The 26390-nt window shown below is 60.6% G+C and carries 22 protein-coding genes and 1 tRNA gene; 12 read left to right on the top strand and 11 right to left on the bottom strand.

Features of this window, described 5'->3' with window-relative positions:
* The first annotated feature begins 174 nt into the window (after positions 1 to 174).
* The 3 genes from IPM54_01040 to IPM54_01050 all read left to right on the top strand — a co-directional run bounded on the left by IPM54_01040 (position 175) and on the right by IPM54_01050 (position 6052).
* A complete protein-coding gene (locus tag IPM54_01040; protein ID MBK9258403.1) occupies positions 175 to 1887 on the top strand; it encodes a hypothetical protein in 1713 nt (570 codons plus the stop codon).
* Entirely contained in the window at positions 1884 to 3995 is a 2112-nt protein-coding gene (locus tag IPM54_01045; protein MBK9258404.1) for an SWIM zinc finger family protein, read from the top strand. Before IPM54_01040 ends, IPM54_01045 begins: the two co-directional genes overlap by 4 nt.
* Positions 3996 to 4351: 356 nt before the next feature.
* A complete protein-coding gene (locus IPM54_01050) occupies positions 4352 to 6052 on the top strand; it encodes an RNA-directed DNA polymerase (GenBank protein ID MBK9258405.1) in 1701 nt (566 codons plus the stop codon).
* Positions 6053 to 6128: 76 nt separating this feature from the next.
* Here the strand turns inward: IPM54_01050 and IPM54_01055 are convergent, their stop codons facing one another.
* Positions 6129 to 7079, bottom strand: coding sequence for an FHA domain-containing protein (locus IPM54_01055; protein ID MBK9258406.1), 951 nt, complete (start codon positions 7077 to 7079; stop codon positions 6129 to 6131).
* Positions 7080 to 7119: 40 nt separating this feature from the next.
* A complete protein-coding gene (locus IPM54_01060) occupies positions 7120 to 7971 on the bottom strand; it encodes a DUF1295 domain-containing protein (GenBank protein MBK9258407.1) in 852 nt (283 codons plus the stop codon).
* Between the two features lie 70 nt (positions 7972 to 8041).
* Here IPM54_01060 and IPM54_01065 point away from each other — a divergent pair, with 70 nt between their 5' ends.
* From IPM54_01065 to IPM54_01080, 4 genes are all read left to right on the top strand, one after another.
* Positions 8042 to 8800: a hypothetical protein gene (locus IPM54_01065; protein MBK9258408.1), complete on the top strand. Its 759-nt coding sequence runs from the start codon at positions 8042 to 8044 to the stop codon at positions 8798 to 8800.
* On the top strand, positions 8797 to 9330 hold the full coding sequence (locus tag IPM54_01070) for a hypothetical protein (GenBank protein ID MBK9258409.1): 534 nt from the start codon (positions 8797 to 8799) through the stop codon (positions 9328 to 9330). The genes IPM54_01065 and IPM54_01070 overlap by 4 nt, the downstream gene beginning before the upstream one ends.
* A 75-nt stretch (positions 9331 to 9405) precedes the next feature.
* Positions 9406 to 11154, top strand: coding sequence for an amidohydrolase family protein (locus tag IPM54_01075; protein ID MBK9258410.1), 1749 nt, complete (start codon positions 9406 to 9408; stop codon positions 11152 to 11154).
* 93 nt (positions 11155 to 11247) lie between these two features.
* Complete coding sequence (locus IPM54_01080) at positions 11248 to 12396, top strand: hypothetical protein (GenBank protein MBK9258411.1); 1149 nt, start codon at positions 11248 to 11250, stop codon at positions 12394 to 12396.
* Between the two features lie 15 nt (positions 12397 to 12411).
* Here IPM54_01080 and IPM54_01085 read toward each other — a convergent pair whose 3' ends face one another.
* Positions 12412 to 14040 (bottom strand): L,D-transpeptidase, encoded by a 1629-nt coding sequence (locus tag IPM54_01085; protein MBK9258412.1) that lies wholly within the window; start codon positions 14038 to 14040, stop codon positions 12412 to 12414.
* Between the two features lie 150 nt (positions 14041 to 14190).
* Here IPM54_01085 and IPM54_01090 point away from each other — a divergent pair, with 150 nt between their 5' ends.
* Positions 14191 to 15657, top strand: a complete 1467-nt coding sequence (locus tag IPM54_01090) for a hypothetical protein (protein MBK9258413.1) — start codon at positions 14191 to 14193, stop codon at positions 15655 to 15657.
* Between the two features lie 7 nt (positions 15658 to 15664).
* Positions 15665 to 16801 (top strand): acyl-CoA dehydrogenase family protein, encoded by a 1137-nt coding sequence (locus tag IPM54_01095; GenBank protein MBK9258414.1) that lies wholly within the window; start codon positions 15665 to 15667, stop codon positions 16799 to 16801.
* A gap of 5 nt (positions 16802 to 16806) precedes the next feature.
* Here the strand turns inward: IPM54_01095 and IPM54_01100 are convergent, their stop codons facing one another.
* The 7 genes from IPM54_01100 to IPM54_01130 form a co-directional block, all read right to left on the bottom strand.
* Complete coding sequence (locus IPM54_01100; protein MBK9258415.1) at positions 16807 to 16968, bottom strand: hypothetical protein; 162 nt, start codon at positions 16966 to 16968, stop codon at positions 16807 to 16809.
* A 65-nt stretch (positions 16969 to 17033) separates the two neighbouring features.
* Positions 17034 to 17786, bottom strand: coding sequence for an AgmX/PglI C-terminal domain-containing protein (locus IPM54_01105; protein MBK9258416.1), 753 nt, complete (start codon positions 17784 to 17786; stop codon positions 17034 to 17036).
* Entirely contained in the window at positions 17783 to 18904 is a 1122-nt protein-coding gene (locus tag IPM54_01110; protein MBK9258417.1) for an acyl-CoA dehydrogenase family protein, read from the bottom strand. Before IPM54_01110 ends, IPM54_01105 begins: the two co-directional genes overlap by 4 nt.
* A gap of 12 nt (positions 18905 to 18916) precedes the next feature.
* Positions 18917 to 19855 (bottom strand): hypothetical protein, encoded by a 939-nt coding sequence (locus tag IPM54_01115; protein MBK9258418.1) that lies wholly within the window; start codon positions 19853 to 19855, stop codon positions 18917 to 18919.
* Between the two features lie 34 nt (positions 19856 to 19889).
* Complete coding sequence (locus tag IPM54_01120) at positions 19890 to 21563, bottom strand: protein kinase (GenBank protein ID MBK9258419.1); 1674 nt, start codon at positions 21561 to 21563, stop codon at positions 19890 to 19892.
* A 557-nt stretch (positions 21564 to 22120) separates the two neighbouring features.
* A complete protein-coding gene (locus IPM54_01125; protein MBK9258420.1) occupies positions 22121 to 22978 on the bottom strand; it encodes a HAMP domain-containing histidine kinase in 858 nt (285 codons plus the stop codon).
* 15 nt (positions 22979 to 22993) lie between these two features.
* Positions 22994 to 24034: a radical SAM protein gene (locus IPM54_01130; protein MBK9258421.1), complete on the bottom strand. Its 1041-nt coding sequence runs from the start codon at positions 24032 to 24034 to the stop codon at positions 22994 to 22996.
* A 250-nt stretch (positions 24035 to 24284) separates the two neighbouring features.
* Between IPM54_01130 and IPM54_01135 the strand changes: the two genes are divergently transcribed.
* Positions 24285 to 24695: a CBS domain-containing protein gene (locus IPM54_01135; protein MBK9258422.1), complete on the top strand. Its 411-nt coding sequence runs from the start codon at positions 24285 to 24287 to the stop codon at positions 24693 to 24695.
* 18 nt (positions 24696 to 24713) lie between these two features.
* On the opposite strand, the gene IPM54_01140 is transcribed toward IPM54_01135, so the two are convergent.
* Positions 24714 to 25082, bottom strand: coding sequence for a hypothetical protein (locus tag IPM54_01140; GenBank protein MBK9258423.1), 369 nt, complete (start codon positions 25080 to 25082; stop codon positions 24714 to 24716).
* Between the two features lie 148 nt (positions 25083 to 25230).
* Between IPM54_01140 and IPM54_01145 the strand changes: the two genes are divergently transcribed.
* Positions 25231 to 25950, top strand: a complete 720-nt coding sequence (locus IPM54_01145) for a TSUP family transporter (GenBank protein MBK9258424.1) — start codon at positions 25231 to 25233, stop codon at positions 25948 to 25950.
* Between the two features lie 62 nt (positions 25951 to 26012).
* Positions 26013 to 26087, top strand: a tRNA-Thr gene (locus IPM54_01150).
* Positions 26088 to 26390 lie beyond the last annotated feature (303 nt).

Here is a 26390-nt window from a genome sequence, read left to right on the forward strand (position 1 = left end):
TCTCAATGGGGCCGTACGCCGGGGGATCGATTCGAGGACGACGCGAGAATCTAAGCTGCATTGAAATTGCGCAGTGCAGCGCACGCGTTCTGGCTGACATGAGGATGGCTCGAGCTCGCGGCGCTCGCAGCGCTTGACGCGACGAGATGCTCTTGCGTATCGTGCCCGCGTCGCATGTCGAAAGCGCGGACGAAACCCACAACTTCGTCGAACCTGCTCGTCGACGAGTATTTCGAGGCGGGGGACGACCGCTTCGTCGACGAGGTTCTGTCGCTTCAAGCCGGCAAGAAGCTCAAATCGATGGCCGAGCGTTGGTACCGCGACAGCCGGCCGTTCGCGCGCCGCGCGCTGCTGCTGTACATCGACGACGGCTGCGACAAACCGCATCATAGACCGCTCGTCAAGGCGCTCTATAAGCTCGCTGAAAAAGCGCACGACGACGAAGCCATTGCACACTTCATGGTCGCTTTTGATCGCATGGTGCAGAGGCGTCTCGTCGAAGTCGAAAGGTACGACTGGTCGAAACGGCAAACCATCAAGAAGAAAGTGCTCGAAGGGGACAAACGGTATCCGCGCCGTTACGGTCGTCGCAACGAATCGTCGCCGCATTTTTCCAAAGCCACGAGGCGCTACTTGCAGCGCCGCGCTCTCCGATACTTCCGCGACATCGGGCGCAAGGACCCCATTCGGTACGGCGTTGCCGTTCGCAAGGCACTCGTTCTTTATCGCGATGACTGCTTGGACAAACCCGAGCGTCTTCTCGATTCGTGGGGCCTCGTGCACGTCTGCTACTACGGCTCGCCGGTGCTGAAGCGCGATCCGTACGGCATTCGCGTCGCGAGCGGCTATTCGCTCGGCGAGCTGGAACCCGCGCCGCTTCATCCGCGCGCTTGGCAAAACGTGTTCGAAAGCGTGTTTCAGCTCGTGACGACAGCGAAGAGCCGCACCGTGCGCGTCTTCGCGATGAACCTCTTGCGCGACACGTACAAGCAGGATCTCGATCGGCTGAACGTCGCAAGGCTGAGGCCGCTTTTGGCGAGCCCGCACGAAGAAGTGCAAACGTTCGGCAGCGAGCTTCTGAGGACCGCGGAAGGCATCGCGACTTTGTCCATCGCGGACTGGCTCGACCTGCTCTCGATCGACAACCAAGCAGCGCTCTTTTTCCTCTGCGAAGCGATTCGTAAACACGTCGCTCCGTCCCGTCTCACGCTCGATCAGTGCGTCGATCTGGCGGTTTCGCCGGTCTCGCCCGTCGCCGAGCTCGGCTTCGATTGGGCCAAGAGCAAGAAGATCGAGGGCAAACTGGCGCTTGCATCGGTCCTGCGTCTTGCGCTGGCGCGTGCACCACGCGTGCGCGAAGCTGCAGCAAAGTGGATCGCATCGGTGCTCGAAGCATCGAAAGATGCGCGCATGGAGCACGTGCGGGACATCATCGATGCGCGGTACGAAGACGTGCGGCGCGAAGGCATGGCCCTTTTCGAGCGCGATGTGCGGTTCAAGGACGATCCGACGCTGTGGGCATCGCTCGCGGAAAATCCCTACGACGACGTAAGGTTTTTCCTGCTGAAACACCTCGCAGAGCGCGAGAAGGCCCTCGGACAAACTGCGCTCCAACGCATCTGGGCGTCCACGATCCTGGCGGTGCATCGAGGTGCGAAGCACAAGCGCACGGCGCTCGCGCAGATCTCCGCGCGTATCGTCGAACATCCCGCCGAAGCCGAACCTCTGCTCGCGCTCTTTTCGTACGCCTTGCGAAGTGTTCGTCCTCCCGAACGACGTGCGGCGCTCGCAGCCGTATCGCGGGCCGCGTTTCGCGCGCCGGCGCTGCGCAGCGCGATGGGACGCAAGATCCCTGAACTGTCTTTGTTTGCCGAGGAGGCGCCATGAACGTCGACCTGAAGTACCTCGGCAAGAGCTCCGTACTCGGCGCCGCGCAAGGTTTGCTCGTCAAGTTTTCCCCGAACTTGGCGCGTCCCAAGACGTTCTTCGATGCCGAGCTGCGTGACGCGATCCGTTTTCGTGAAGCGGTGAGCGCGCTGCACGATGTCGTCGTTGGCGACTTGCGCTTCAAGAAGAAGGACAAGACGGCGTACGAGGCGTGGAAGAAGGCGGAGGCCGAGCGCGAAGCGAAGCTGCGGGCCGACATGTTCGACCAGGCCAAGAAGCAAGAGCTCGCCAAGCTTGCCAAGGAGCCGATCCCGCCGAACCTCGAGAGCGACTTTCGCAAGATGCACCGTATCTACTGGGATGCGCGTGTGCGCTGGGCCAACGAGCTCGCGCGAAACGATCCCGAAATGTTCCGGCATCTCGTCCCGTGCGATCCGGTCGTGACGGTTGCACCGGACGTCGTCTTCTTCGAGTGTTTTTCCAAGGACGAGTCGAGTTACGGGTGTTTGTCCGTGGACCGAGATTCGTTCGTCGGTTCGCAAGAAGCGGGGCTCGGCACGACGAACGTCGACTACTCGCTCGCGCTGTACGAGCATTTTCAAACGCTGCGCAGCTATCGCAAGACGCGTTTGTCAGTGGACCCGACAGGCTTCGACGTGAAGGTCGAGGGGCTTCCGGACTACCGTGAGGAGAAGATCGATCTGCCGCCGTCGTGGCTTCGCGGGTTTGGACAGATTCAAGCAGCGACGTGTTTGCCCAGTCGCCGCGTGGATCTGCCCGTCGAGGTCGTGTACTCGATTTTGGCGTATTTGAAGCGTCATCGAGAGAAGACCGGGCCGCGGAGCATTCGGTTTGTCCTGACGCCCGGCAAGGCGCCGAAGATCATCCTCGACCCGTGGGGCATCGAGATCGAATCGAAGGGGCCCGTGTACGACGGGGGACTCGAGCTTGGAAGCTCGTCGGGTGGAGGAGGTCCGTATCGATCGGCGCCGCGACGAACTGTGAGTCCGACCGAAGAAATCAAGGTGTGGGGTCGTCGTCGATTGTTCTCGCTGGCGCGTGTTTTGCCGCTGGCCGAGCGTATCGAAGTGCGGCTGCTCGGATCGGGTTTGCCCAGCGTGTGGATCGCGCACATGGGCGACATGAGGTTGGTCCTGGCACTATCTGGTTGGACCACCAACGATTGGACGAGCGGCGTGGGGCTCGACCTGCTTGCGGGTACGCGCGTTCCGGACGTGCGCACGATGGGTCTCGTCGATCAGTTTTTGCAGAAGGAGCAGCGCGCGGACCTTTCGACGATTGCATCTGCGACGGGTTTGTCCGACGAGAACCTCGTTCCGGCGCTGCACCGATTGGCCAAGCAAGGGCAGCTCATCTTCGATCATGCCGATCAGGTGTATCGGTATCGGCAGGTGATGCCGGACGTGCTTGGCGAAGCGTTGCTCGGGCCGGAGCATCCGGAGCTCGTCGAGGGGCGGAAGATTCCGCAAATGCCTACAGGCGTTGTGATTTCGCGCAACGAAATGCTGCCGCAGGCACGGCGTCTCGTTGCGGCGAAAGTGGTGGGCACGAGTTGCGAGGCTATTTTCGATGCGGATCTCGTCATCAAGAAAGCCAAGTGCACGTGCTCGTTTTTCCACAAGAGCGGCTTGCGCGCGGGACCATGTCGACACTTACTTGCGCTCCGCATCGTTGTAGAAGGACGAACCGCGCCGGAGCCTGCAGCGCCGGCAGCGCCGCCCGAGCCTCCGAAGGCTGCGTCGCGTTGGTCGTCGGGCGAGCCGTTTTCGATGCCGAAGCCAATCGTCGAGGAATTGCGCAAAGTGGCGGCGCGGAAAAACACGACGGTTTCGCGCATCATCGAAGAAGCTTGGGATTTGGGCATGCCGCGCATTCAAGCGGCGCGTTCGTGGACGAGTGCGCTGTCGCTCGCCGATGGTCCCATGGCAAAATTGTTATCGACGCGTTCAGTGGCGGATACGGTGGAGGAGCGGTTGGCTTTGGCACCGGACGTCGTTGCAGAACTTGGTCGCATCGCGAATCGATTCCGAGCCGATCGCGCGGCGGTGCTTTGTTTGGCCTGGCTCTTGGCTCGGAAGTCGTTGTAATGTCTTGGTCGGTTTCATTCGGTCGTCGATGTCGTTTGACGCTTGCTCGTCCAGCCTTGCAAGGAGGTCGTTGCACTCGAGCCCATCATGCTGCGGCGTTCCGCCGTGGCGGAGTTCGTTCCCACATGCGTCCCCACCCTCGATGTTCTTTGGGTACCCCATGCCCTAGGCTGCGTTCACTCAGCAGACCCGAGGGTCTGAACGCTGCCTAGGGCACGGGTACCTGCGTGATCGAGTGCGGTCCTAGGAGAGATGTCGGGTGCAACGGCTTCCTTGGAGGGCTGGACGTGAGCGTTTCAAACGACAAACCGATTGATGTTCAAAGGATGAAATCCATTTCCTGACGAGGGACTGCCGTGGGGTTCTGGGACAAAGTCAAGACATTCATTGGCCCTGGAAAACCTGGCGAGGGTGAGCCGAAAAAGGACGATCCGGCGCCTGCCGCGAAGCCTGCTTCGACGCCGGCGACGACGTCCACGAGTGCGTCGGGAAAAACCGCGAGCGCATCGAGTGCTGTAGGGGCCGTGAGCACGTTCACGGCATCGACGCCTGCGAAGACGGCTGCGGCAAAGCCGAAGAAGGACAAGCCGAAGGATCCGTACGATGCGTCGGGGATTCTGGGGCTATCGGCGGACGAGTTACGCAAGCGTGCGCTCAAGATCGATCCGTTTCGAACGGCGTGGATTGGTCGTGTCGATACGATTCCGCCGCAGAGTGACGAGCGGACGGCGCTCATTGATCGGGGCCTCATTCTGCGCGGGCTCTTGTCGGAAGAGCAGATTGAAGAGATTCACCGCGTTGGTGATTTGTGGCTGAAGCATCACGAGGCGGCGAATTTGGCGAGCACCGTGGCGCGCAAGCGTGCGGATGAAGCCATTGCCGAGCTGAAGAAGGAAAAAGCGGCGAAGAAAGCCGAAAAGAAGCGGCTCGCGGCGGAGCGCAAGAAGAAGCGCGCGGCGGACGTGGCGCGGCGAAAAGCCGAGGACATCATTTTCTTGGGACGAGGTGTCTCCGGGAAATTGGCCGATAGGCGGGCGAACGTCGAGGCGCTTCAGAAAAACGGTTTGCCCATTCTGTCGACGCCCGCGGAAGTGGCCAAAACGCTGGGCCTGCCCATTGGAAAATTGCGTTGGCTTTGCCATCACAACGATGCGGTGACGAGGCCGCATTACGTTTATTTCGAGGTTCCAAAGCGCTCGGGAGGTACGCGGCTTTTGTCGGCGCCGCACGAGAACCTCGCGAAAGCCCAAGAATGGATTTTTAATAATATCCTCCAAAAATTGCCGACGGAAAATCCGGCGCATGGATTCGTCAAGGGTCGTTCAACCGTGACGAACGCCAAAGAGCACGTGGGGCAGGGGATCGTCATCAATTTGGATTTATCGGACTTCTTTCCGACGATTGGGTTTGGCCGGGTACGAGGACTCTTCGAGTCGCTCGGGTATTCGCCGGCGGTGGCGACGATTTTCGCATTGCTTTGCACGGAGCCGCCGCGGCGTAAGGTGACGTACGACGGAACGTTGTATTGGGTGGCGGTGGGTGATCGAGGGTTGCCGCAGGGGGCGTGCACGAGTCCTGCGATATCGAATTTGGTGTCGCGTAAGTTGGATCGGCGTCTTTTGGGGATGACGCGGAAGATGGGCTGGACGTACACGCGTTATGCGGACGATTTGACGTTTTCAGCGGAAATGCAGGAGATCGAAGGGGGCAAGAAGGGTCGCAAGGACTTGGGGATGCTGCTGGCGCGCATTCGGCACATCGTGCAAGAGGAGGGGTTTGCGATCAATCCGAAGAAGGGGCGATTGCAGCACGCGGGTGGGCGGCAGGAGGTGACGGGGATCGTCGTCAATGACAAGTTGTCGATGCCGCGGGAGGAAGTGCGGCGGCTCCGGGCGATATTGCATCAAGCGAAGAAGACGGGGCTCGAAGCGCAGAACAAGGAAAAGCGGCCGCATTTCGAGTCGTACTTGAAGGGCAAGATTGCGTATTTGAACATGGTGGACCCAGACCGCGCGATGCAGCTTGCGAAGGCGTACATGGAGGCGGGCGGGCGGTAGCAAGTTGCGCATAACGGGGCCCCGCAAGCGCCGGAAAAATTCGAGCTACGACCTCGATTCCAATATCGAGATGCGCTCAAGCCCGAGTTTCGCCCCCCGCCTCCAGCCTCACCACCAACTCCGCATCGCCAATTCCAATCACGTCGCCATTTGAAAGCGCCCTTTTCGCCACCTTTTCCCCATTGACGCACGTCGGCCTCGTCGCGCCCAAATCGATGATGGTCGCGCCGTCGTCGGCCATTTCGACGACCGCATGCATGCGTGACACACCTTCCGCGGAAAGCTGAACCTGCGCTGAAGCAAATGTCCCGATCTTGATCACCGGCCCATCGAGCGTCAGGCTTCGTAAAGGTTTTCCCGGTTCGAGCACTTCGAGCGTGAGGCGCGCATTTTTCGTCGCCAATGGGGGCGCCTCCGGCGGCGGCGGTGGCGGTATGGTTTCGCTCACGAGCGATTTGCGATTTTCGTACACGAATTCAAAAGAGGGCCAAAGCAGGTCGAAACCAGTATTTCGCGACGACATGATCTGCCAATGCGTAAAGCCTACATAAATCAAGAACAGAAATCCCGCGCCGGACGCTCCGATGATTCTCCAATCGAGCGCCGAATGCGACAGCGTCAAAAGAAGCGCAGTTGGGCATAAAAAGAATGACGGCAATGCGAGCAGAATGGCTTTCAGCAGCGGTGCTGCCGTTTTCGTAAACGCTTCGTCATAACGAGCTCGAATTCGTGCGCGAACGCGGTCCATCGGCACGGGGCGATTGCCTCGATAACCAACGGGTCGGATTTCGTCCTCTTCGCTCGATACGCTCGCGATCAGAGCTTCCTTCGTCGCCACCCCGACCGGAGCATTGCTTGCGGCGGTGCACAACTTGATGGCGCGCACGACGTTCTTTTCGCGGAGGATCTTTTGCAAGACTTGCGCAAACAGCTTGGTATTGATGGCCGCGCCGAACACTTGCACGACCCAATACGCGGCCATTGCGGCTGCCGCCACGAGAAACCACCAAGGGGACACGTCATTCATTCTAAAACCTCGCAATGCTCGTGACGTCGGCGGAAGTCACTCAACCCAGGTACACCTTCAGGTTCTTGAACGAATATACGGGCACAAAGGGGAAAAGCACTGGGACCGAGCGCGTATATCGTTGGTATTCCGGGTTCGATCCGTAACGTTCGTCTTGCTTCATTTCGAGTCGCCGAGTGGATCCGAGCATGACCAGAACGATGCAGACGAGCCCCGTGAGGCTCATGCCCCAATGCAATACGTGCGTGTAGGCGCTGATCCCTGCGGTCCACGCTCCTACCCAGAAAATGACCTCCCCCAGATAATTCGGACAACGAACTACGCGATAAAGACCGACGTCGCAAAAGCGATCGGGCCTTTGCGCCTTGTACGCTGATTTCTGGTGATCCGCCCATGATTCGATGAAGAGGCCGCACGCCATGATGAACAGACCCGAGAATTGCGAAACGAGGGGACTCGATCCGGGCACGTCCCGATGGTGAAGTAATGCGAAGAGCGCGGGCGAAAACATGAGCACGTAAAGAAGCGCGACGCTGAGCCAAATCATCAGTTTGACGAATCCCTTGATGTGTTCGCCCCGCTTGATGACCTCGACCATTTCCTTTTGGTACGCGGGACTTCGTTCGCGCCGGATGAGAAACGAGCCAAGGCGCATGCCGTACGCGAGCAGCCCGGTGCATTGCAGTGCAGTCCAAAGGTCGAGCGTGCTCCGGAAAAGCCAAGGGGTCACGAGCGCCATCAAGGCTATCGAAAAGGCGTAGCCGAGGCTGACGAAGTAGTAGATGCGATAGAAACCGGCGGCCGATACGACCAGCGAGATGGCGAAATGCAGGCCAAGGTATTCGAAGAGGCCGGCGCCGGACAGGAAGGTGAGGAACGCGGATGATTGCATGGACGTCCGAGTGATGAGTACACGTTTGGCGTTGCGATCGCCACATCCAACGTAATGAAATCGGCGAGACATGTCCACAGCGAGTGCGCCCTATCGACGCGCGCCGAGTCGTGCTATCGTGGTGGACCTCGTGATTCGACACTTCCTCGGTTTTCGTGCGCGTGCTTTTTCCATGGCGCTCGTTTGTTTCGGTCTGGCCGCGGCGGCGCCTCGTGGATTAAAAGGGTTCGTGGAGTTTCTGAAGGCGCCGCCGGGACTTGCGGTCGTCGCGCTGGGGCTCATGGCGATAGGGGTTTCCGTTGAAGAAAGCGGCACGATCAAGCGAATTCGTTTTGGCATTGGCCTTCGCATACTGGCGACGGCGGTGCTCGTCGCTGCCGTGATCTGGGGATTGCTCTTGGGTGCTCCTTTGCCGAGCCTCAGCTACATGGGGTTTGCATTGGGTGGTGTGGGAGCCATTGGCGTCGCGATTGCGCTGCAGCACGATCTGGCCAAGTACGCCGATGTTCGTCATGGAGAGCCGGTGAAATTGCTGGAGCTTTCTGGGGCGGGGCTCGACATCGAAGCGAATGGGGAGCGAGTCACCGTTGCGGTCGCTGACATTTTGGCGGCTTCCGCCGTCGCCAACTTGGATGGACGCGCGGTCATTTTTCTGGTAAGCGAAGCGGCGAGAAGGCGCAGAGACATGCACGCGTTGCCCTGGATAGGTGCGACTGTCGATGGCGATGCGTTCGTGCTCACGGAACACCAAGCGGGAATGGATGCGGACGAACTCGTAAGGCGAGTCGTCGAGGCGGGGGGCGGCATGCGAGGAGTAGCGGGACGATGAGCGAGAAGGTAAAACGATCAAAAATTGCGGTCATCCCTTTACGTCGTCCGTACAGGGAAACGATTCCGGCGCTCGTCCTCTTCGGCGCATGCGCGGCGTTCTTTTTCGTCAAAGCAAATAACAACGATCGCGGCCTCATTCTCAATGGCGTCATCCACATGGAACGCGAGGGCGCAGATTGGTTTTACGCCGTCATGGGGCTGCTCTCCGCAGGCATGGCGAGCTTGGGCGCCTTTGGCGCATGGCGAATATCGCAAATCAAAAACTTCCAAGTCGACCTCGGCCGCAAAGAAATGACCTTCCCGTCAGCGCCGATTTTTCGGACGCCCGTCGTCACCGTGCCGTACGATCGCATTGATGCCGTGGAAATGAACGAAGCATCGGTGTACATCCGCGAGGGCGAAAAGGTGTACTCGATTCCGAGCAAGTGGATTGCCGAAGGGTGGACGCCCAAACAAATCGTCGAGGAAGTCATCACGCGCGTGCGAACCGTGCGCTCGAAGGCGGAGCCAAGATCGACGGGCGCATGACGTGACACGTGATTGCACTAGCAAAGCTATCGGATTTCCGTTACATTCGAGCAGCCAAAACGAGGAGCCACCGCGATGTTCGACGTCATCATCAAAAATGGCTTGTTTTTCGATGGCACGGGTGCACCTGCAACCATTCGGCACCTTGGCATTCGTGACGGCAAATTGGTGACCGCGAGCGCCGAGTCGCTCGACGAGCGCGACTGTCCAGAGGTCATTGATGCGGCGGAGCGTTGGGTCACGCCGGGCTTTGTCGACATGCACACGCATTACGATGCGGAAGTCTTGGCCGCTCCGGCGCTCGGTGAATCCGTGAGGCATGGGGTGACAACCGTAATGATCGGCAGTTGCTCGATTAGCATGGTGTTATCGGAAGCGGAAGATTGTTCGGATTTGTTCACTCGAGTCGAATCGGTTCCGCGTGAATATGTATTGCCTCTTTTGAAAGAGCGCAAAAATTGGCACAATGCTCGTGAGTACGCCGCGTTTCTGGACCGTCATCCGCTGGGACCGAACGTTGCATCGTTTCTCGGCCATTCCGATTTGCGCGTCGCGGTGCTGGGGCTCGATCGTGCGGTGGATCCCAAGGTCAAACCGACCGAGGACGAATTGCAAAAGATGGAGCTTTTCCTCGAGGAGGCGCTCGACGAGGGACTGCTTGGTTTGTCCAGCATGACCAATCCCTGGGACAAACTCGACGGCCATCGCGCTCGGTCCAAGTCGCTTCCGTCCGTTTATGCGCCCTGGAGCGAATACACGAGGCTCAACAAAGTATTGCGCCGGCGCGGGCGGATTCATCAAGGCGCGCCGAACTTGGTGACGAAATATAATTTGCTCGCGTATCTCATGGAAAGCATGGGAGTTTTTGGTCGCAAGCCATTGAAGACGACGCTCATCACGTTGATGGATGTGAAGGTGGATCCGTGGATAGCGTCGGTGCTGGGGCCCGCGACGCGGTTTCTCAATCGAGCGACGAACGCCGATTTCCGGTGGCAAACGTTGCCGATGCCGTTCGAAACGTATGCCGATGGAATGGAATTCGTCGTTTTTGAAGAATTTCCGGCAGGGGAGGCTGCGCTTCATTTGACGACCCAGGACTTGCGCAATGAATTGTTTCGCGATCCGGAATATCGACGGAAGTTTCGTCGTGATGTCGAAAAGAAATTCGGGCCGCGCGTGTGGCATCGTGATTTCGACGATGCGTGGATCGTCGATTGCCCGGATCCGAGCGTCGTGGGTCGCAGTGTCGGGGATGTAGCTCGGGCGCGAGGGGCGAATCCGGGCGATGTGTTTTTGGATTTGGTCGTCAAGCATGGTTCGCGATTGCGCTGGCGCACGCTGATCGGGAATCATCGTCCCGAAGTCGTGGAAAAGCTCGTAGCCGAAGAGTCGACATTGATTGGTTTTGCCGATTCTGGCGCGCACATTCGTAACATGGCATTTTATAATTTTCCGCTGCGCTTGCTCAAGCTCGTGCGGGACGCCGAAGCGCGAGGAGCTTCGGTGATGCCTATTGAAAAAGCCGTTTGGCGGTTGACGGGCGAGCTGGGGCAATGGTTTGGCGTGGATGCGGGGGTGCTCGCGCCGGGAAAACGTGCCGACGTGGTGGTCATCGATCCTGTGCGATTGGATGATCGGCTCGGCGAATACCACGAGGCGCCGATGCAGGCGTTTGGTGGCGTGAAACGCATGGTCAATCGAGGCAGCGCCGTTGAATCCGTGCTCATCCGTGGGAAAGTGGCTTTTCGAGGTGGCGACGTCGTGCCTGAATTGGGGCAGCAGCGCGGATATGGCTCGTTTCTTCGCGCTGGCGCCCTGAATTGACGCGCTCCTGAGTAATCTTTGTTGCGGGTTTGCGGCATCTGCCGTAAAGTTTTCCCGTGGCGCTTGCTCGACTGCGCTACAGGAGAAAAAATCATGCTTGACTTTGGCTCGTTACGAAATGTTTGTTTGGGTGGTGCAGTGGTCGCGCTGGCCGTCCTTACCGGCTGCGGATCGACGGTTGTTACTGGCAATCAAGGTGGTGCGGGAGGTGCTGGTGGTTCGGCCGGAAGCTCTAGCAGCACGGGTGGCAGCGCCGGGGCGGGTGGATTTGGCGGCACGGGAGGTTCGGGCGGTGCAGGTGGAATGGGCGGGGGCGTCGTGTTGCCCGCGTGCAATTCTGGTAATGGCACGGTATTGGCGATTGACGAGATATTCTGGGGGGATACGGATGCGGACGGAACGCCGAATCCGGCCAACGGCTGGAAATCATTCGGGTTCGACATCGATGGGCGTTTTTCGACGAAGGATTCCACGGACCTGTGCAAACCTGGTGCGGTAGGGTCACCCGCGCAGACCTATCCCGACGGACACAATGGCATCGACAACTCATTCGGGAAAAATATCTTGCCGATTTTCCTCGGGCTTGCCTCAGAGTTCAGCTCCGACAACAACAAGCCGATAACGATGGGCGAGTATACGTATTTGTTGTCGATCGACGACGTGGGCGAAGGTCCATGTTCGACGTCGAGTGCTTTTTTCTTGGGCGGCAATCTCGGGTATGTACCGTCTTTCGATGGAAACGACGTGTGGCCCATCGATGCCTCGTCGTTGGTGAATCCCAACGTACCCACATCGGCGAAATGCAGCTTTGCGAATACGCGCATCGAAATGGGTTTCGTTCAAGCCGGTCCTCCTTCGCAATTCGACCTCATCGTGAAGACTGCCGGGTTCAGGATGGTTCTTCCCGTCCGTCAAGCGCGGCTGAAGATGGACTTGGAGCTCAACAACCAGATCGCGACGAAAGGCCACATCGGAGGCATCATTCGCACCGAGGATCTCGCCGACGAAGTCAAAAAAGTGGCTGCGGCATTCGATTCGAGTTTTTGCGACCCGAACAGTCCCACGCTGCAGAGCATCATCAATCAATTGTGGCAAGCATCGGATATCATGGTCGACGGATCGCAGGATCCGACGAAGGTATGCGATGGCATTTCGATCGGTCTCGGCTTCACGATGAAAAAAGCTCAGCTCGGCGCCGTCGTCCCGCCCGTTCCGCCGCCAGCGAATCCTTGCGTTCCCTGATTCGGGCGCTCGCCGCTACCTTCGTACCCGCACGATCGTGCTCCGACCGAATTCCTTGATGGCGCGTAGTCCATGCCATCCTTCGGGAACCGGCGGATCCGTCCAATCGAAGACCCATTTCGCGTCAATAGGCGCCAAATTCACGCAGCCGCCGCTCTTCTTTTCACCCCAGCCGTCGTGCCAATACGCTCCATGCAATGCATGCGGCCCGTGGAAATTCATCACATAATTTACTTCGGCATGCACCAAGTTATCGTCGCTGCTCGATACCATCGTCGCCGTGCGAAACTTGCCGTCGACCCGGAAAATACCTGTCGGCGTCGATGCCGTCTTGATGGGATCGATGCCTTCGTAAGGAACGCCCCCTCGACCCGGCGATATCATCGTCGCATACACCGGACGTAGTCCTTCGTAGGCCACGAGCGTCCCTTCGAGCACGCGGATATCGACCCACTTTTGCAATTCGGGGTTTTTCTGGCCAAGCCATGGAGCCTTCGTTACCTGCTCGATGACCTGCGCATCGTCCACCAATGCGTAAACCCCGGCTTCCTTCGTTTCGACGAACTTCTTCCCGTCCTGCTCGAGGCGCTGCCCGGTAAGCTCGACCCATCCGTGACGAGGCCACGTTTGATCGGTTTGCACGAGTTTTCCGTCGTCTCCGCGCTTGTATTTCGGACGAGGCTTTTCGCGAAAAAAAGCGAGCGGCAATTGGGCATCCTTGCCAAGGACGAGACCGTGAAACATCGATTTCGTATAGGGTTTTACTCGGTCCTTGGGCACGATGGCCTGATCCCACGTGAGCAAGAACGTGCGGCCCTCGAAATCGAATTCGCGAACGTACGCAATGGTCGAACCACCATAAACGAATTTGCGTTGTTCTCGTAATAACGGGCTGAAATTGAATAATTCGGGCGGCTCTTTGCCCGACTTGGAAAAGTCCATTCCCACGAAGTGTTTCGATATGGCGCGAACCTCGTCGTCGGTGCTCGCCGCTCGCGCTTTTTCCACGAGCGCTTCGTGCTTTTCGAGGTCCGGTTCGGTACGACGCTGCTCCGCTCGCGTCGGAAGCTGTTGATAGCGGGGCGTCCCTTGTGACTCGCCGTATAAATATGGCCAGGGCGAAGAGGTATCGGCGGCGTCGCGTCGCAATATTTTTACAGCAGGATCGTTTTCATCGATCGTTGCCGTCGAGCCTGCGCACACGTAGCCGCGCGGTTCGATGGCATACCAGGCGTTGCAATCTCGCCCGCCGAAGGTGCGTGCGGCTTTGACGTTGCCGTCTTTGAGGCGCACGGACGTTCCTGGCGCGAGGTAGCCGATCCACGCTCGTGACGGCGCCGGGTCGGCATGTATCCACGCGAAGCGCGCCTTGGCCCAAATGCGTGGCTCAGCGGGCCCTTCCGGGGCGGGTGCAGGGGGCTTTGCGGAAGCGGCGGCTGGGATGGTGGCCGAGGCGTCGGTTTTTGCGGCTTCTGGCGTTGGGGCGGGTGCGGCAGCGAGCGCCGGCTTTTCGTTTTCGTCCGGGTTGGTCGTTACCGTTTGCGTACTGCGCGCTTCGGTGCAGCTCACGAGCGCGCACGTGAGCATCGCGTAGCGAATGCTCGAGGGAGGCGTCGGGCGTCGAAGGGAAGCAGCGCGGACCATGGGCGGACGAGTGACGGACCAATGATTGAGTTACGCGTTTGACGCCGGGTGTGCAAAACATTTAGCCTCGAAACGTGGCTTGAACGCGGGACGAGGGCAGGGGCGCAATCCTGCTCGACGGACCACTTGCGCATCGCGAGGGAGCATTCGATGGGCTTCAACCTTCGATCTCATGGTCGTGCTGTTCTTTTCGGAGGGTTCGTCGGAGCTCTGTTCATGGCGTGTGCGGAAGGCTCGTCGTTGCCGCCTCCGGATACGGGAACGGGCGGAGCTGGGGGATCGGGAGGATCTGGCGAAGGTATTCCGCCCGGACAAATCGGCGGCACATGCGTCGATGATGCGTCGTGCGTGGATGGTGCGACGTGCACCAAAGTCGGCGCGGGGAAGTACTGCACGACGCCGTGTCCTCCTGCGTGCCCGCAAGGAACGTACTGCGCGATCACGAACGGCGATCCGCTGTGCGTCCCGGACCTTGGTAGCCAATGCCGGCCCTGTACGACGGTGCTTCAGTGTTTGAATCCATCGGATGCGTGTTTGACCGCGCCGGCGGGCGACAAGTTCTGCGCGCGCGATTGCACGACGACGGGCGAATGTCCCAACGGTTTTACCTGCGTCGAAGCGGCAAACTATCCGCCGAAGGACGAGCCAGAACCGCCTGAAATGGACGGCGGCGCCGATGGTGGCGATGCCGGAGCGGATGCGGGAGATGCTGGACCCATGACTCCTCCAGCGGGTCAACCGTACAAGTTCTGCGCGCCAAACCTGCCGTTTTCCTGTCCGTGCAACGACAAACGCGATGGTGTGGAGAAGTCGTGCGCCATCATCAATCAGCATGGCGAGTGTGTGGGCAAGGAGGTGTGCGTCGGAGACAAGGGCAAGTTCGAAGGATGCACGGCGCAAACGCCTGCACCCGAAGCGTGCAATGCGAAGGACGATAACTGCGACGGCGCGATCGACGAGGGTGATCCGAACGTGCTTTGCAGCGGCGAGGGGCCAAAGCCGCCGCACGCGAGTTACGGTTGTTCGGCGGCGGGCGTCTGCGAAGTTGGCGAGTGCGAAGCGGGCTGGGCGCAGTATCCGCCCGGTCCTGTGAAGGATGGTTGCGCTTGTCCGATCGAGGCGGGCGAGCTGAACGACTTGTGCGCAAACGCGACTCCTGCGGGCATGGTGAGCGATACGGCCGGCAGCAGCGTCACGCTGTCGGGCACGCTGTCGTCCGAGAACGACGTCGACGTGTGGACGTTCGACACGGTGGACACGGACGAGCTGACGACGAACTCGTACCACCTGAGCATCGACTTCGCGGCGCCGATGCCGAACGACGAGTTCGTGATGGATGTGATCAAAGGCGATGCTTGCACCGATACGCCATCGGGCAGCTCGACGGAGATCACGTCGTACGATTGGTGTGTCGATGGTCGGGGTCCCGATGGTTTGTCCGGGGAGGTGCCTTGTGCCAACGATGGGACGCAACCCGTTCATTGCAACAACAATTCATCCAAGTACTTCGTGCGGGTTCGTCGCAAGCTCGGCGTCACCGGAACGTGCACGCAATACAACATCGTCGTGACCGCCAAAGGCGGCGACGCTTGCGATTTCACACAGAAGTGCGAGTAACGCTTCGATGGACATCGAGCCCAACGAAACTCAAGCGCTCGTCGCGCGGACGGCGCGCGACTTTGCCGAACGTGTCATTGCTCCCGTAGCTTCGGAACTGGACCGCACGGAACGTTATCCACGAGAAATCCTGCAAGGCTTGGCGGATCTGGGGCTGATGGGCGTGAACGTTCCGGCGTCGCTCGGAGGGGCGGAAGCGGGGCCCGTTTCGTATGCGCTGGCGATGATGGAAATTGCGCGAGCATGTGCGTCGACGGCAGTGCTGATGGCCGTGACGAACATGGTGGGCGAGGTCATCGCGAGGTTTGGATCGGAAGCGCAACGGGCGACGTACAATCCGCGGCTGTGCTCGGGTGAATATCCCGCCGGATCGTTTGCGCTGAGTGAACCCGAAGCGGGAAGTGATCCTGGTTCGATGCGCACGACGGCGGAGCGAACGTCGAAAGGGTGGGTGATTCGCGGGCAGAAGCAGTGGATCACGAGCGGGTCGTATGCAGGCGTGTACGTGGTCTGGGCGCGCACGGGGGGACCAGGGACGCGCGGTTTGTCGGCCTTTCTGGTCGAAGGCGGGACGCCGGGGCTCATTCCGGGCAAACCCGAGGACAAACTCGGGCTGCGCGCATCGAACACGGTGCCGCTGACGTTCGACGATTGTGTCGTGCCCGAAGATGCGCTGCTCGGGAATGAAGGCGAAGGGTTTCGGATCGCGATGATGGCGCTCGATGGAGGGCGCATCGGGATCGCGTCGCAAGCGATCGGGATAGCGACCGCGGCGCTCGATAGGGCGACCGAATACGCGAAGCAGCGCAAGCAATTCGGCAAGCCCATCGGGGAATTCCAGGCGCTTCAATGGACGCTTGCGGATTGCCGCACGGAGCTCGATGCGGCGCGGCTCTTGGCGCTGCGAGCGGCATGGCTGAAGGAGAGCAAGAAGCCGTTCTCCGCAGAAGCTGCGATGGCGAAGCTCTACGCGAGCGAAACGGCGAACCGGGTTTGTCAGAAAGCGCTGCAGCTACACGGCGGATACGGCTACGTGCGGGAATACGGCGTCGAGCGGCACCTGCGCGACGTGCGCGTGACGACGATCTACGAAGGCACGAGCGAAGTGCAGCGGCTGGTGATCGCGAGGAATGCGACGAGGTGACGCGCTTAGAAAACGCGCGTCAGGACAAACACGACGAGAGCGACGAAGCCCGCCGCGAGAAGCATGAAGAGCAGTAGACGCTTGATGATGGCCCGAAGCCGATTCTTCAGCAGCGTACGAATGAGCTTCCAGATGAGGGCGAGGACCTCACGAATGATTTTCCACACCGGGCGAGTCTAGCTCGGCACGCGCATCGATGCCCGCTCGGAAGCTCGTTACGGCGACGAGCAACTCAGTCCGCAGTGATCGTTACTTTGGCGGCGTAACTTCCAGGTGATGCGAACGTCATGGCGCTCAGTGCGTCAACGATGCACGTCGCGGCGTTTTCGGCTTTCGCATCTTCCGACGCAATGCCAACGGCCATCGGTTTGCCGTCGGTTCCAACGTACAGCGTCGTCGTGACCGCACCCGCGCTGGCGCTCGAACGACACTTCGCAATCGCTTCCTTGGCCTTGGGCAGTTCCTTGCCGAGCTTGTCGGCTTCCAGATCGACCGCCGGACGCTCGTCAGGGCTCGGATCGAACCCAAATCCACCCTCGGCCAAGCCTTCGCGACCACCCACGGGAGCCGGCCACTTCGCCTTGCGAAGCGCATCGAGCATGCACGCTTCGGTCGCTCGATCGCCAAGCGTCGATTCCTTCAAGTACGCGACCGTCGCAACGCCCTCTTGGTTGATGCGCAGCGCGAACTTGATGTTGCCGCCGAGAAACGGAATGCGACGCAAACCATCGTTGAAACATGCCGTGAGCTTGTCCGACGTGCGGTTCAGCGTCGCGTTGACCTTCGCCTGATCGAGCGCCCCGACGTCGGCATCGAACGAAACGTTCTTGCCCGTCGATTCCGTCGATGCGGCGTCGTTTCCCGTCTTCGTCTCCCGATTGTTCACCGTTTCGCCGCCACATCCGGCGAATACGACGATAGCGGCTGCTGCGATGCCGCCACGACAAACCACTCGAATCACTGTCTCGCCGCTCCTGTCTTTCATGCCTTCAACATCGCTGCCGCAATGATCGCTCGCTGCACCTCGGGGGGATCGTCCGAAAGCTCAGCCATGCGAGCGTCTCGAAAGTGTCGTTCGAGGCTCGGTGTGGTGGCCACGTTGCGAGCGCCAAGAATCTGCATCGCCTTGTGCGCCACGCGCGTGGACATCTCGGACGCAAACAGCTTTGCCATGGACCGCTCGGAACCGGAAGTCGTTCCCGCGTCCGCTTGCCGAGCTGCTCGAAGCGTGAGCAGGCGTGCTGCTTCGACCTCCACACACATGTCGGCCAGCATCACCTGCACGCCAAGAAGTCCAGGCGCCGGCGTCTTGGGCGATTCCTGCTTGACGTGAAGCGCAGCCTTTTCATAGGCCGCTCGAGCAATCCCCAAGGCTTCGGCCGCTGCGGCGATCCTCGCGTCATCGAGCGCCGAGCGTGCGATCGAAAGCCCATCACCTTGCTGCCCGACGGCGGCGCTTGCCGGCAACTGCACGCCGTCGAAACGGAGCACCCCGAGACGCGCGGCGCGTTTGCCCAAGTGCCCCGGTAAAACCGTGACGTGCAGATTCGCGGCACCGTACGGAACGACAAACGCCGTCACGCGTTCATCCGCAGTACGAGCAAACACGAGCACGTGATCAGGCTGTCCAAACAGCGTAACCGGGCTCGTTTCGCCGCGCAGCACGAACGATCCGTCGTGCTGGCGTTCAGCATGCACGACGCCCGCGCCAAGGTTGTCCGGATCGGCGGGGGCAAACGCCAGCGTGGTTTTACCGCGAGCCAAAGGTGTGAGCAGCTCGCGCTTTTGCGTGTCGCTGCCGTATGCGAGAAGCGGGCGACACGCGAGGGCGACGTTCGCTGCGACGAACCCCGCCGAGTTTGCACATGCCGCGGCAAACTCCTCGATGGCGAGCGCAAGCGCGACGAAGTCACCGCCAGAGCCACCAAACGCTTCGGGGATGGTCATGCCGAGCCATCCGGCATCGCCAAGCTGCCCGATGCTTTCAGCTTCGATTCGAGCGTTTTGGTCGACGTCGGTTGCGCGGGGCGCGAGAACGTGTGCGGCGAAATCGCGCGCAACCTGCTGCGTGCGTAGTTGGTCTTCCGTGATGTCGAAGTTCATGTGGGGATGTTTCTAGAACGAAAGGATGGCCGTGGCGCCACCACCCTGCGGACCAAACGTCGGGATGATCCACGCGCGTTGCGCGGAATCCTTGGGAGCAGCGGGACGAGACATGATGAACATGACGACACCTGCTCCGAGAGCGGCGGCACCGACGCCAATAGAAATGCTGGAAAAAAGCGCCTTGTTCTTGGCGTCTTCGATGTGCGCGAATCCCTCGGAGTTGCACGATTTGTTGGGACACAAAGGATCCGCTTCGCCCCTGTCTCGGATAGCAAGGCCTCCCAAAACGGCGCCGGCGCCGAGCGCCGCGACGCCTACGCCCCCCACGACGAACGCCGCCGTGCGCAGTCCTTTCGAGGGCTGCAAGGGGGATTTGGGATCGGCCTCGAGCTCGGGGATCAGGACTGTCTTCAAGTCGGCTTCTTTGCCGATTTCAATCTTCTTCGACCACGGAACGTAACCCGGGGCCGTCACTTCGACCGTGAGCTCGCCCGGATCCACCGGAAGCGGATCTCCGAGCAGCGCGAGGCCGACGTCGTCGCCGTTGCGTGTGACGCGCATGCCTTGCACGCGCGTCGTTGCCTCGATGCGTACGCGCGAAAGCTTCGGCTCGAGGGCTGCGGCCAAGTCGCGCGCCACCGATTCGCGTTCGGTTTGTCCCAGCGTACGGGCCAGCGTTGCGCCTTCCTTGAAGCGCACCCACGCGGATGCCGTGCGGCCGAGCTGCTCGTAACACCGTCCGAGGTTCAGCAGCGCGCCGACGGATGGATCGAGCCTGTGGCTTTCCTCGAACTTGGGACAAGCCTCGGCGGGTTTGCCCTCCGCCATGAGCTCCTTGCCTCGCTGAAACGCGGTTTCGGCGATGGCAGCGTTGGACTGCGCAAGCGACGCGGTTGACCAGGCGAAGATGGATGCAGCACAAATGCAGGGAAATAAGCGGTTCATCATGGGCCTTGGGACGAATTGACCGGAAGCTAACGAACTAACGCTCGTCGAAGTAATCCTTGGGGTTCTTCGTTTTGGTCGGAGGCGAAGTCTTCGACGTGGTGGGTGGTTTTACCGTTCCAAACGTCTTGAGTGGCGCTCCGAGCAATCCCGTGCTCGCGCCCGCAGGTCCGGCATCGGGGACTTCGGACGCATCCGGCGGTTTGTCAGGAGCGACGGTCGCCGATGCGCTTGCGTCTGTCGTAGCTGATGCAGTGGCGACGGGCACGACCGCACTGGGAATGGGTGCGACGACGACGGACGGCGTTGCGGATGGTCCTGCGACGCGCGCGTCGTCCGTGACGGTTGCTTGGGTGCGCAAGTAGGACACGACGAAGATGGCCGACCCTGCGACGACGGCGCCGATGGCAAGGGCTCCGATGAGCAGCGATCGGCTGCTCGTCGAGGGGCGCGTGCCGGGTTTCGTTGCGTTCGCAAACGCGGTGGCGGCATTCGTGCTGATGGGGGCCCGATACGAACCAGGCTCGATGCGCATCGATGCGGGCGCGAGGTCCGGGATGGGCGGCATGGATTCGACCATTGCCGTCCGCGGAAGCTCGTCGGTCGCGGCAGTCACCGCCATGGCGGCGGCGCTGGTGACGGGGCCTGGAGACGTCGTCGCCGTGATGACGATGGGCGCCGTCGCGACGGGGACACGCATGGCCGGCGACGACGACATTTCGCTTCGCATGGGCGGCGGCAAAGGAAGACCGCCCATGCGGGCGAGACGTTCGATGGTGGCGCGCGAACGTTCCGGGGCAAACGGCGCCATGGCCACGGCAAACTCGGAAATGGACTGGTAACGCTTGTTTTTGTCGCGTTCGTACGCTCGCTCGATGACCGCGGCGAGCGCGGGCGGAACATCCGACCGAAAAGCCGACATCGGCGAAGGCGTCCCCGTGAGGACTTCGGCGCAAAGCTGCGGCAACGTTTCTGCGTAAAACGGTTGTTGTCCCGCGAGCAGCTCGAAGAGCGCGATGCCCATCGAATAAATGTCGGTGCGTTGATCGACGCCGCGGGTCTCCTGCATCTGTTCGGGCGACATGTAGAGCGCCGAGCCCATCGCGGCGGACGTGCGGGTGAGCGCGTGATCGCCGCCGCCGACGACCTTGGAGATGCCGAAATCGAGGACTTTGACGAGCGGTGAGCCGTCGGGGCGTTTGGCGAGAAAAAGGTTTGCCGGTTTCAAATCGCGATGCACGATGCCGTAGCTGTGCGCTTCGGCGATCGCTTCGCATGCTTGGAGGATGTAATCGATGGCATCCTCGATCGATAGAACGCCCTTGTTTTCGAGGGTATGTGCGAGGTCCGCGCCGTCGAGAAACTCCATCACCATGTACGGCGCGCCGTTTTCGAGCGTGCCGACATCCGATACGCGGGCAACGTGTTCGCTTTTGATCTTCACCGCCGCGCGCGCTTCACGGAGAAACCGCGCCGCTGCTTCGGGCTGTTTCGCGTATTCGGGAAGCAAAAACTTCAGCGCCACGCGCTCGTCGAGCGTGATGTGCCGAGCTTCGACGACATAACCCATACCGCCCTGTCCGAGCACTCGCTCGACGCGGTATTTGTTCGCAAGAAGGGCACCTGCCGCGACGACAGATGCCGAAGAGCCCTGGGGAGATGCGGCCGAAGACACGATGTGGAGGCAAGATTGCGCGTCATGCCGCCGCACGGCAAGAGTGTTCTAGTTTGCCGAACAATTTGGACAAAGCTCGAACAAGCCAGCCACATCGGAGCCCCGCGCGGGGCCAAAGAGGCTGTGTCAAAACTCGGAACGCGTATCCTCGCCCCAGCCCCGCGCGGGGTTGAAGAGGCTGTCTCAAAACTCGGAACGCGTATCCTCGCCCAGCCCCGCGCGGGGTTGAAACCCCGCGCTACACGACAAGAAGTCCTCGCGCTACCGCGCTCGGACTGACGTCATGGCTGCATGGTGAGGGCTGCAATCTATGCGAAATCGTCGAGGATTCTCGATGATGATCCGAAACTCCACAAGGCCAGTCCCGAACGGTAGTGAGGGACTTTTGAATGTGTAGCGCGGGATTTCAATCCCGCGCGGGCGTTCGGTGACACACTACGGCTCGAGTTTTGAGACAGCCTCTGAAACCCCGCGCGTGCGTACGGTGAGCGAGCACGGCTCGAGTTATGAGACGGTCTCTTTAACCCCGCGCGAGGGTGCGGTGAGCGACGCGGCTCGCGTTTTGTGACGGCCTCTTTGACCCGACGCGTGGCTCACTTCGAACACAACGGAATATCGAAGCGAACCGCAGTTCCTTTGCCAACTTCGCTCTCGATTTCGATGGTTCCATCGACGGCGTCGAGCAGCGTTTTGACGACCCAAAGGCCAAGGCCAGTGCCTTTTCCAGGCGCTTTCGTCGTGAAAAACGTCTCGAATACGCGATCGAGCACCTCGGGCGGCATCCCGCAGCCTGCGTCTTCGATGCTGCATCGAGCTCGACCACGTTCGTGATCCGCTCGCACCTCGACGTGAATGATGCGCCCTTCGGGAGGCTGGTCCACGAGCGCATCCGCGGCGTTCGTGATGAGGTTGACGAAGATTTCCTCGAGCTTCGTGCGGCTCATCGTGACGCGTATCGGCTCGGGTGGCGCATGCGTCATGATGTTCACGCGTTTCGTCCGACCCGACACGTGCAGCATCGTGACCACGTCGTTCACGACCGCCATCACATCGAAGATCTCCGGCCGGTCCTGCGCGGGCGTGCCAAGGTGCAAGAGGTTGCGAGCGTGCTGGGCCAAGTGCGCGACGCCGCGATCGAGCATCGCCAGATCCTGTGGCTCGGGGGGTTTGCCCTGGGCAGCGTGCGTCCGGACGAACGTGACCGTGTGCGCAAGAATCGCGACGACGTTGTTGAGCTCGTGACCGATGCTGGCGGCCATCGTGCCGAGCGTTGCGAGCCTGTCGGCGGCAAGCAGTTGCGTCCGCGTTTTCTCGAGTTCGCCTTCGAGGTACTTGATGAGCTCGTCGGGATCCGTCGGCGGTGACGAATCACTTTTTCGCGACGTCATGAAGTGCGCCGCCGGATGTGGCGAATCGCTTGGACCTTTCGGATGACTCATGCCGTCGGTCATGCGTAATCGAGCCTATCACGGAGCGGCCGAGCGCGACTGCGCGACGGGCACGAATTCGTCCCATCCGTTGCGCTTGAGGTAGTTGCGCCAAACGCCTTCGCACTGAGCGTCGTACTTGCAGGTGCTGCACGCATCGCGTTTGTCACGTTCCGCATCGTCGAGATCCTGCCTCGTGACGAGCACGAGTCCGCGCCCCTTGCCATCTTGCGCTCGGTCTGGCCGTTGTGATGCTTCGAGCGGCGTTTGCGTTCCCAAGTCGAAGTGTTTGTACCGTTCGACGTAGCCGCGGTTGAAGTCGGGGATGCCTTCGGTCGTGCAAAGGGGGATGTCCACGAGAAATGCGCTCGGCCGTTCTTCCCCGACGTCGGCGACAAACCTGCGAAATGCCGCGGCAATTTCCGTGTATTTCGGGAAAATCTGCTCGAAGTACGTATTGGCGCGGCCGTTCGCTTGCATCACGTTGAACACGACTTGATCGACACCAAGACCTCGCAAGAATCGATAAATGTCGAGCATGTGCGGCGTGTTCCGGTCCGTGAGCACCGTCGACGTGTGCAGCTCGATGCCGAACCGCTTGAGCTGCGCGATCGACTGCAGGCCAGCCACGGTCTGTTCGAAGCTATCCGGCGTGCGCGTGAGCCCCTCGTGAAGCTTCTTCGTGTGGCCGTGGATCGAAACGTAAAAGCGGTTCATGCCGGCTTTCGCGAGGCGCGCTGCGTAGGGCAGATGCGACAGGCGTCTGCCGTTCGTCATGATGCTGATTTTCGAGTAGCCGTAGGACTTGGCCATGCCCACGAGGTCTGGCAATTCGGGGCGCGTCGTGGGTTCGCCCGAGGTGAAGCAAACTTCGGCAGCTCCGCGGCTTTGCTCGAGGATCCAGCGGACGCGCTCGACCGTCATCGCGGAGTTGTTGACGTAGCGTCCGTCGCGGTCTTCCTCCATGCAGAAGACGCAGTTGTTGTTGCAGATGGCGCCGATCGAGATGTGAATGCGTTCATCTCGTGACGAGAGACGCTCGGCGATGGAGGGCTCGGTGGCGCAAGAACCGTCGGACACGAATGCTTGGGAACATGGTCGTTGACGCGTGACCGTGCGTCAACGACGGCGACGGGGCGGAGCTGCAAATCTCGCGTGCGGGTGCACCGCTTGCGTGGGCGTCGGCGAGCGCGCGCGGGTGCACTGCACAAAAACGGGGCAAACGTAGCGTCTGCTCGTGCTGGCACGCTGCCTGCTTGGCGGCGAGTGCCGTTCGGATTCCGAGCGGCGCGTTGCGAAACAGCTCGCGCGCTCTCGAGGAGCACTGACGATGTCCAAGGCGATCCCGAAGATTCAGAAGTACATGACGACGGTTCCGATTTGCATCGGCCGGACGGATACGATTGCCGAGGCGCACAAGGTGATGCGTGCGCACGACATTCGGCACTTGCCGGTCGTCGAGGGAGAGAAGCTCGCTGGCATCGTGACGCAGCGGGATTTGCATCTCATCGAGACGTTGAAGGACGTCGATGCGGAGAAGGTCACGGTCGAAGATGCCATGACGACCAACTTGTACACGGTTTCACCCGACGCACCGCTCGACGAAGTGGTTGCGGAGATGGCCGAGCAGAAGTACGGATCGGCGGTTGTCGTGCAAAACCACAGGGTCGTAGGCGTGTTTACGACGATCGACGCGATGCTTGCATTCTCCGACCTTTTGAAGAGCCGCCTCGTGCACTGACCATCCCATGACAGGCTGCTAGCGGCCGCCCCATCGATAATCGCGGCAGTAGTCGAAGCAGCGGTCGAATCGCCTTTCGCAGCGAGTGATCTGTCGTCGAAGGCGTCCGGGGTTGTAGCCGCGGCGGTACGCGTCCCGGACGCACTCGTCGCGGATGTTGTCGCAATACGAATAACAGCGTCGGATGCCGTGGCGGCGCCACCCTCGGTCGCGTCGATCCAGTTCGTACGGGACGTTGTATCCAGGATCGTCGTCATCGAACCTGGTGTCATGGGCGACGTCGTTTTCCACGTTCACGACGGTTTCGCTTGCCTGGGCATCGTTCGCCGTGGCTGTGGTGCCAGCACAGAGTGCGACGGCGAGCAGCGTCTTTTTCCACAAATTCATGATTCGTCCCCCTGCTGCCGTCCCGGTCCGTATGGGACGGACGTGTTCAACGTTGGGCGGACGAGCTCGGCGTCGAGTGGTGTTGGGCGAGTGATTTCCTGGACCGGGTTGAATGTCGACCCTATGACGAAGCCGGAGGATTTCCGGCGTGCTTGGTTGGTTGCCGCTTTTTGGAGTGCTTGCGGGTGCGTTGACGAGCATGGCGGGGCTTGGGGGCGGCATTTTGCTTCTTTTGGGTTTGTCGGTGGTGCTTGGGCCGGCGGTGGCCTTGGCGTCGACGGCGCCGGCGATGCTCGTGGGCAACTTGCATCGTTTGTGGATGCTTCGTTCCGAGGTGGATGGTTCGATTGCGAAGGGATTTGCGTGGGGGGCGGTTCCGGGCAGTTTTGTTGGAGGGCTTGCGGTGGCATCGATGCCGGACGTGGTGTTGCGCTGGCTGATGCTTGTGATGACGGCGGCGGCGTTGGGGAGGGCGGTTGGGCTTTACACGTGGCGGCCGCGGGCGTGGGCGATGGTGCCGGCTGGAGCTGGGATTGGAGCGATCAGTGCGGCGGCTGGAGGAGCGGGTCTGTTGGTGGGGCCGCTGTTCTTAGCGGCGGGGCTTACGGGGAAGCGCTTCGTGGCGACGATTGCAGCGGCGGCGGTGGCGCTGCATGTGGGGCGCGTGGTTGCGTATGGGATGGGCGGGTTGATGACGGAGGAGACGCTTGTTCGGGGGGCGGTGCTGACGGTGAGTGTGATCGTGGGCAACGTGATTGGGCTTTCGTTGCGGGATCGAGTGTTGAACGATGTACGTGCGCAGCGATTGGAGCTTGGTGCGCTGCTCGTGTGTGTGGGGCTGAGTGTTTTTGGGGTGGGGAAGGGGTAGTGAAAAAAGTTGTTGACAAGGGGCGGAAGGCGTGGTTTCTTCCGCGCCCGCCGAACGGCAGTGCCACCTTAGCTCAGTGGTAGAGCAACGGTTTCGTAAACCGTAGGTCTCGAGTTCAAGTCTCGAAGGTGGCTCCAAGGAATTCGCGAACGATTCCGTGGACTTGCGGTCCACGATACGAAACCGTAGGAATCACCGGGTTCCGTGAGCGCGTCCGGGGCGGATTTTGTTGCCCGTTTGTTACCCAGAACGTGAACGACCGAGCGGGCTCGGGCAGGCTTATATAGGGCCTTCGTTAACTGCGCTTTGGAAGGCTCGATTTTTCGGCACATGCGGCACCCCGAACTCGCCGCCTTCGGCGGCTCAAACAGCGGGGTCCCCGCCGCAGCGCCGAAAAATCAAGCCTCCCAAAGCTTGCGGTGTTCAAATCTCATTCCATC

This window comes from Polyangiaceae bacterium (genome assembly GCA_016715885.1).
Lineage (GTDB): Bacteria > Myxococcota_A > Polyangia > Polyangiales > Polyangiaceae > Polyangium.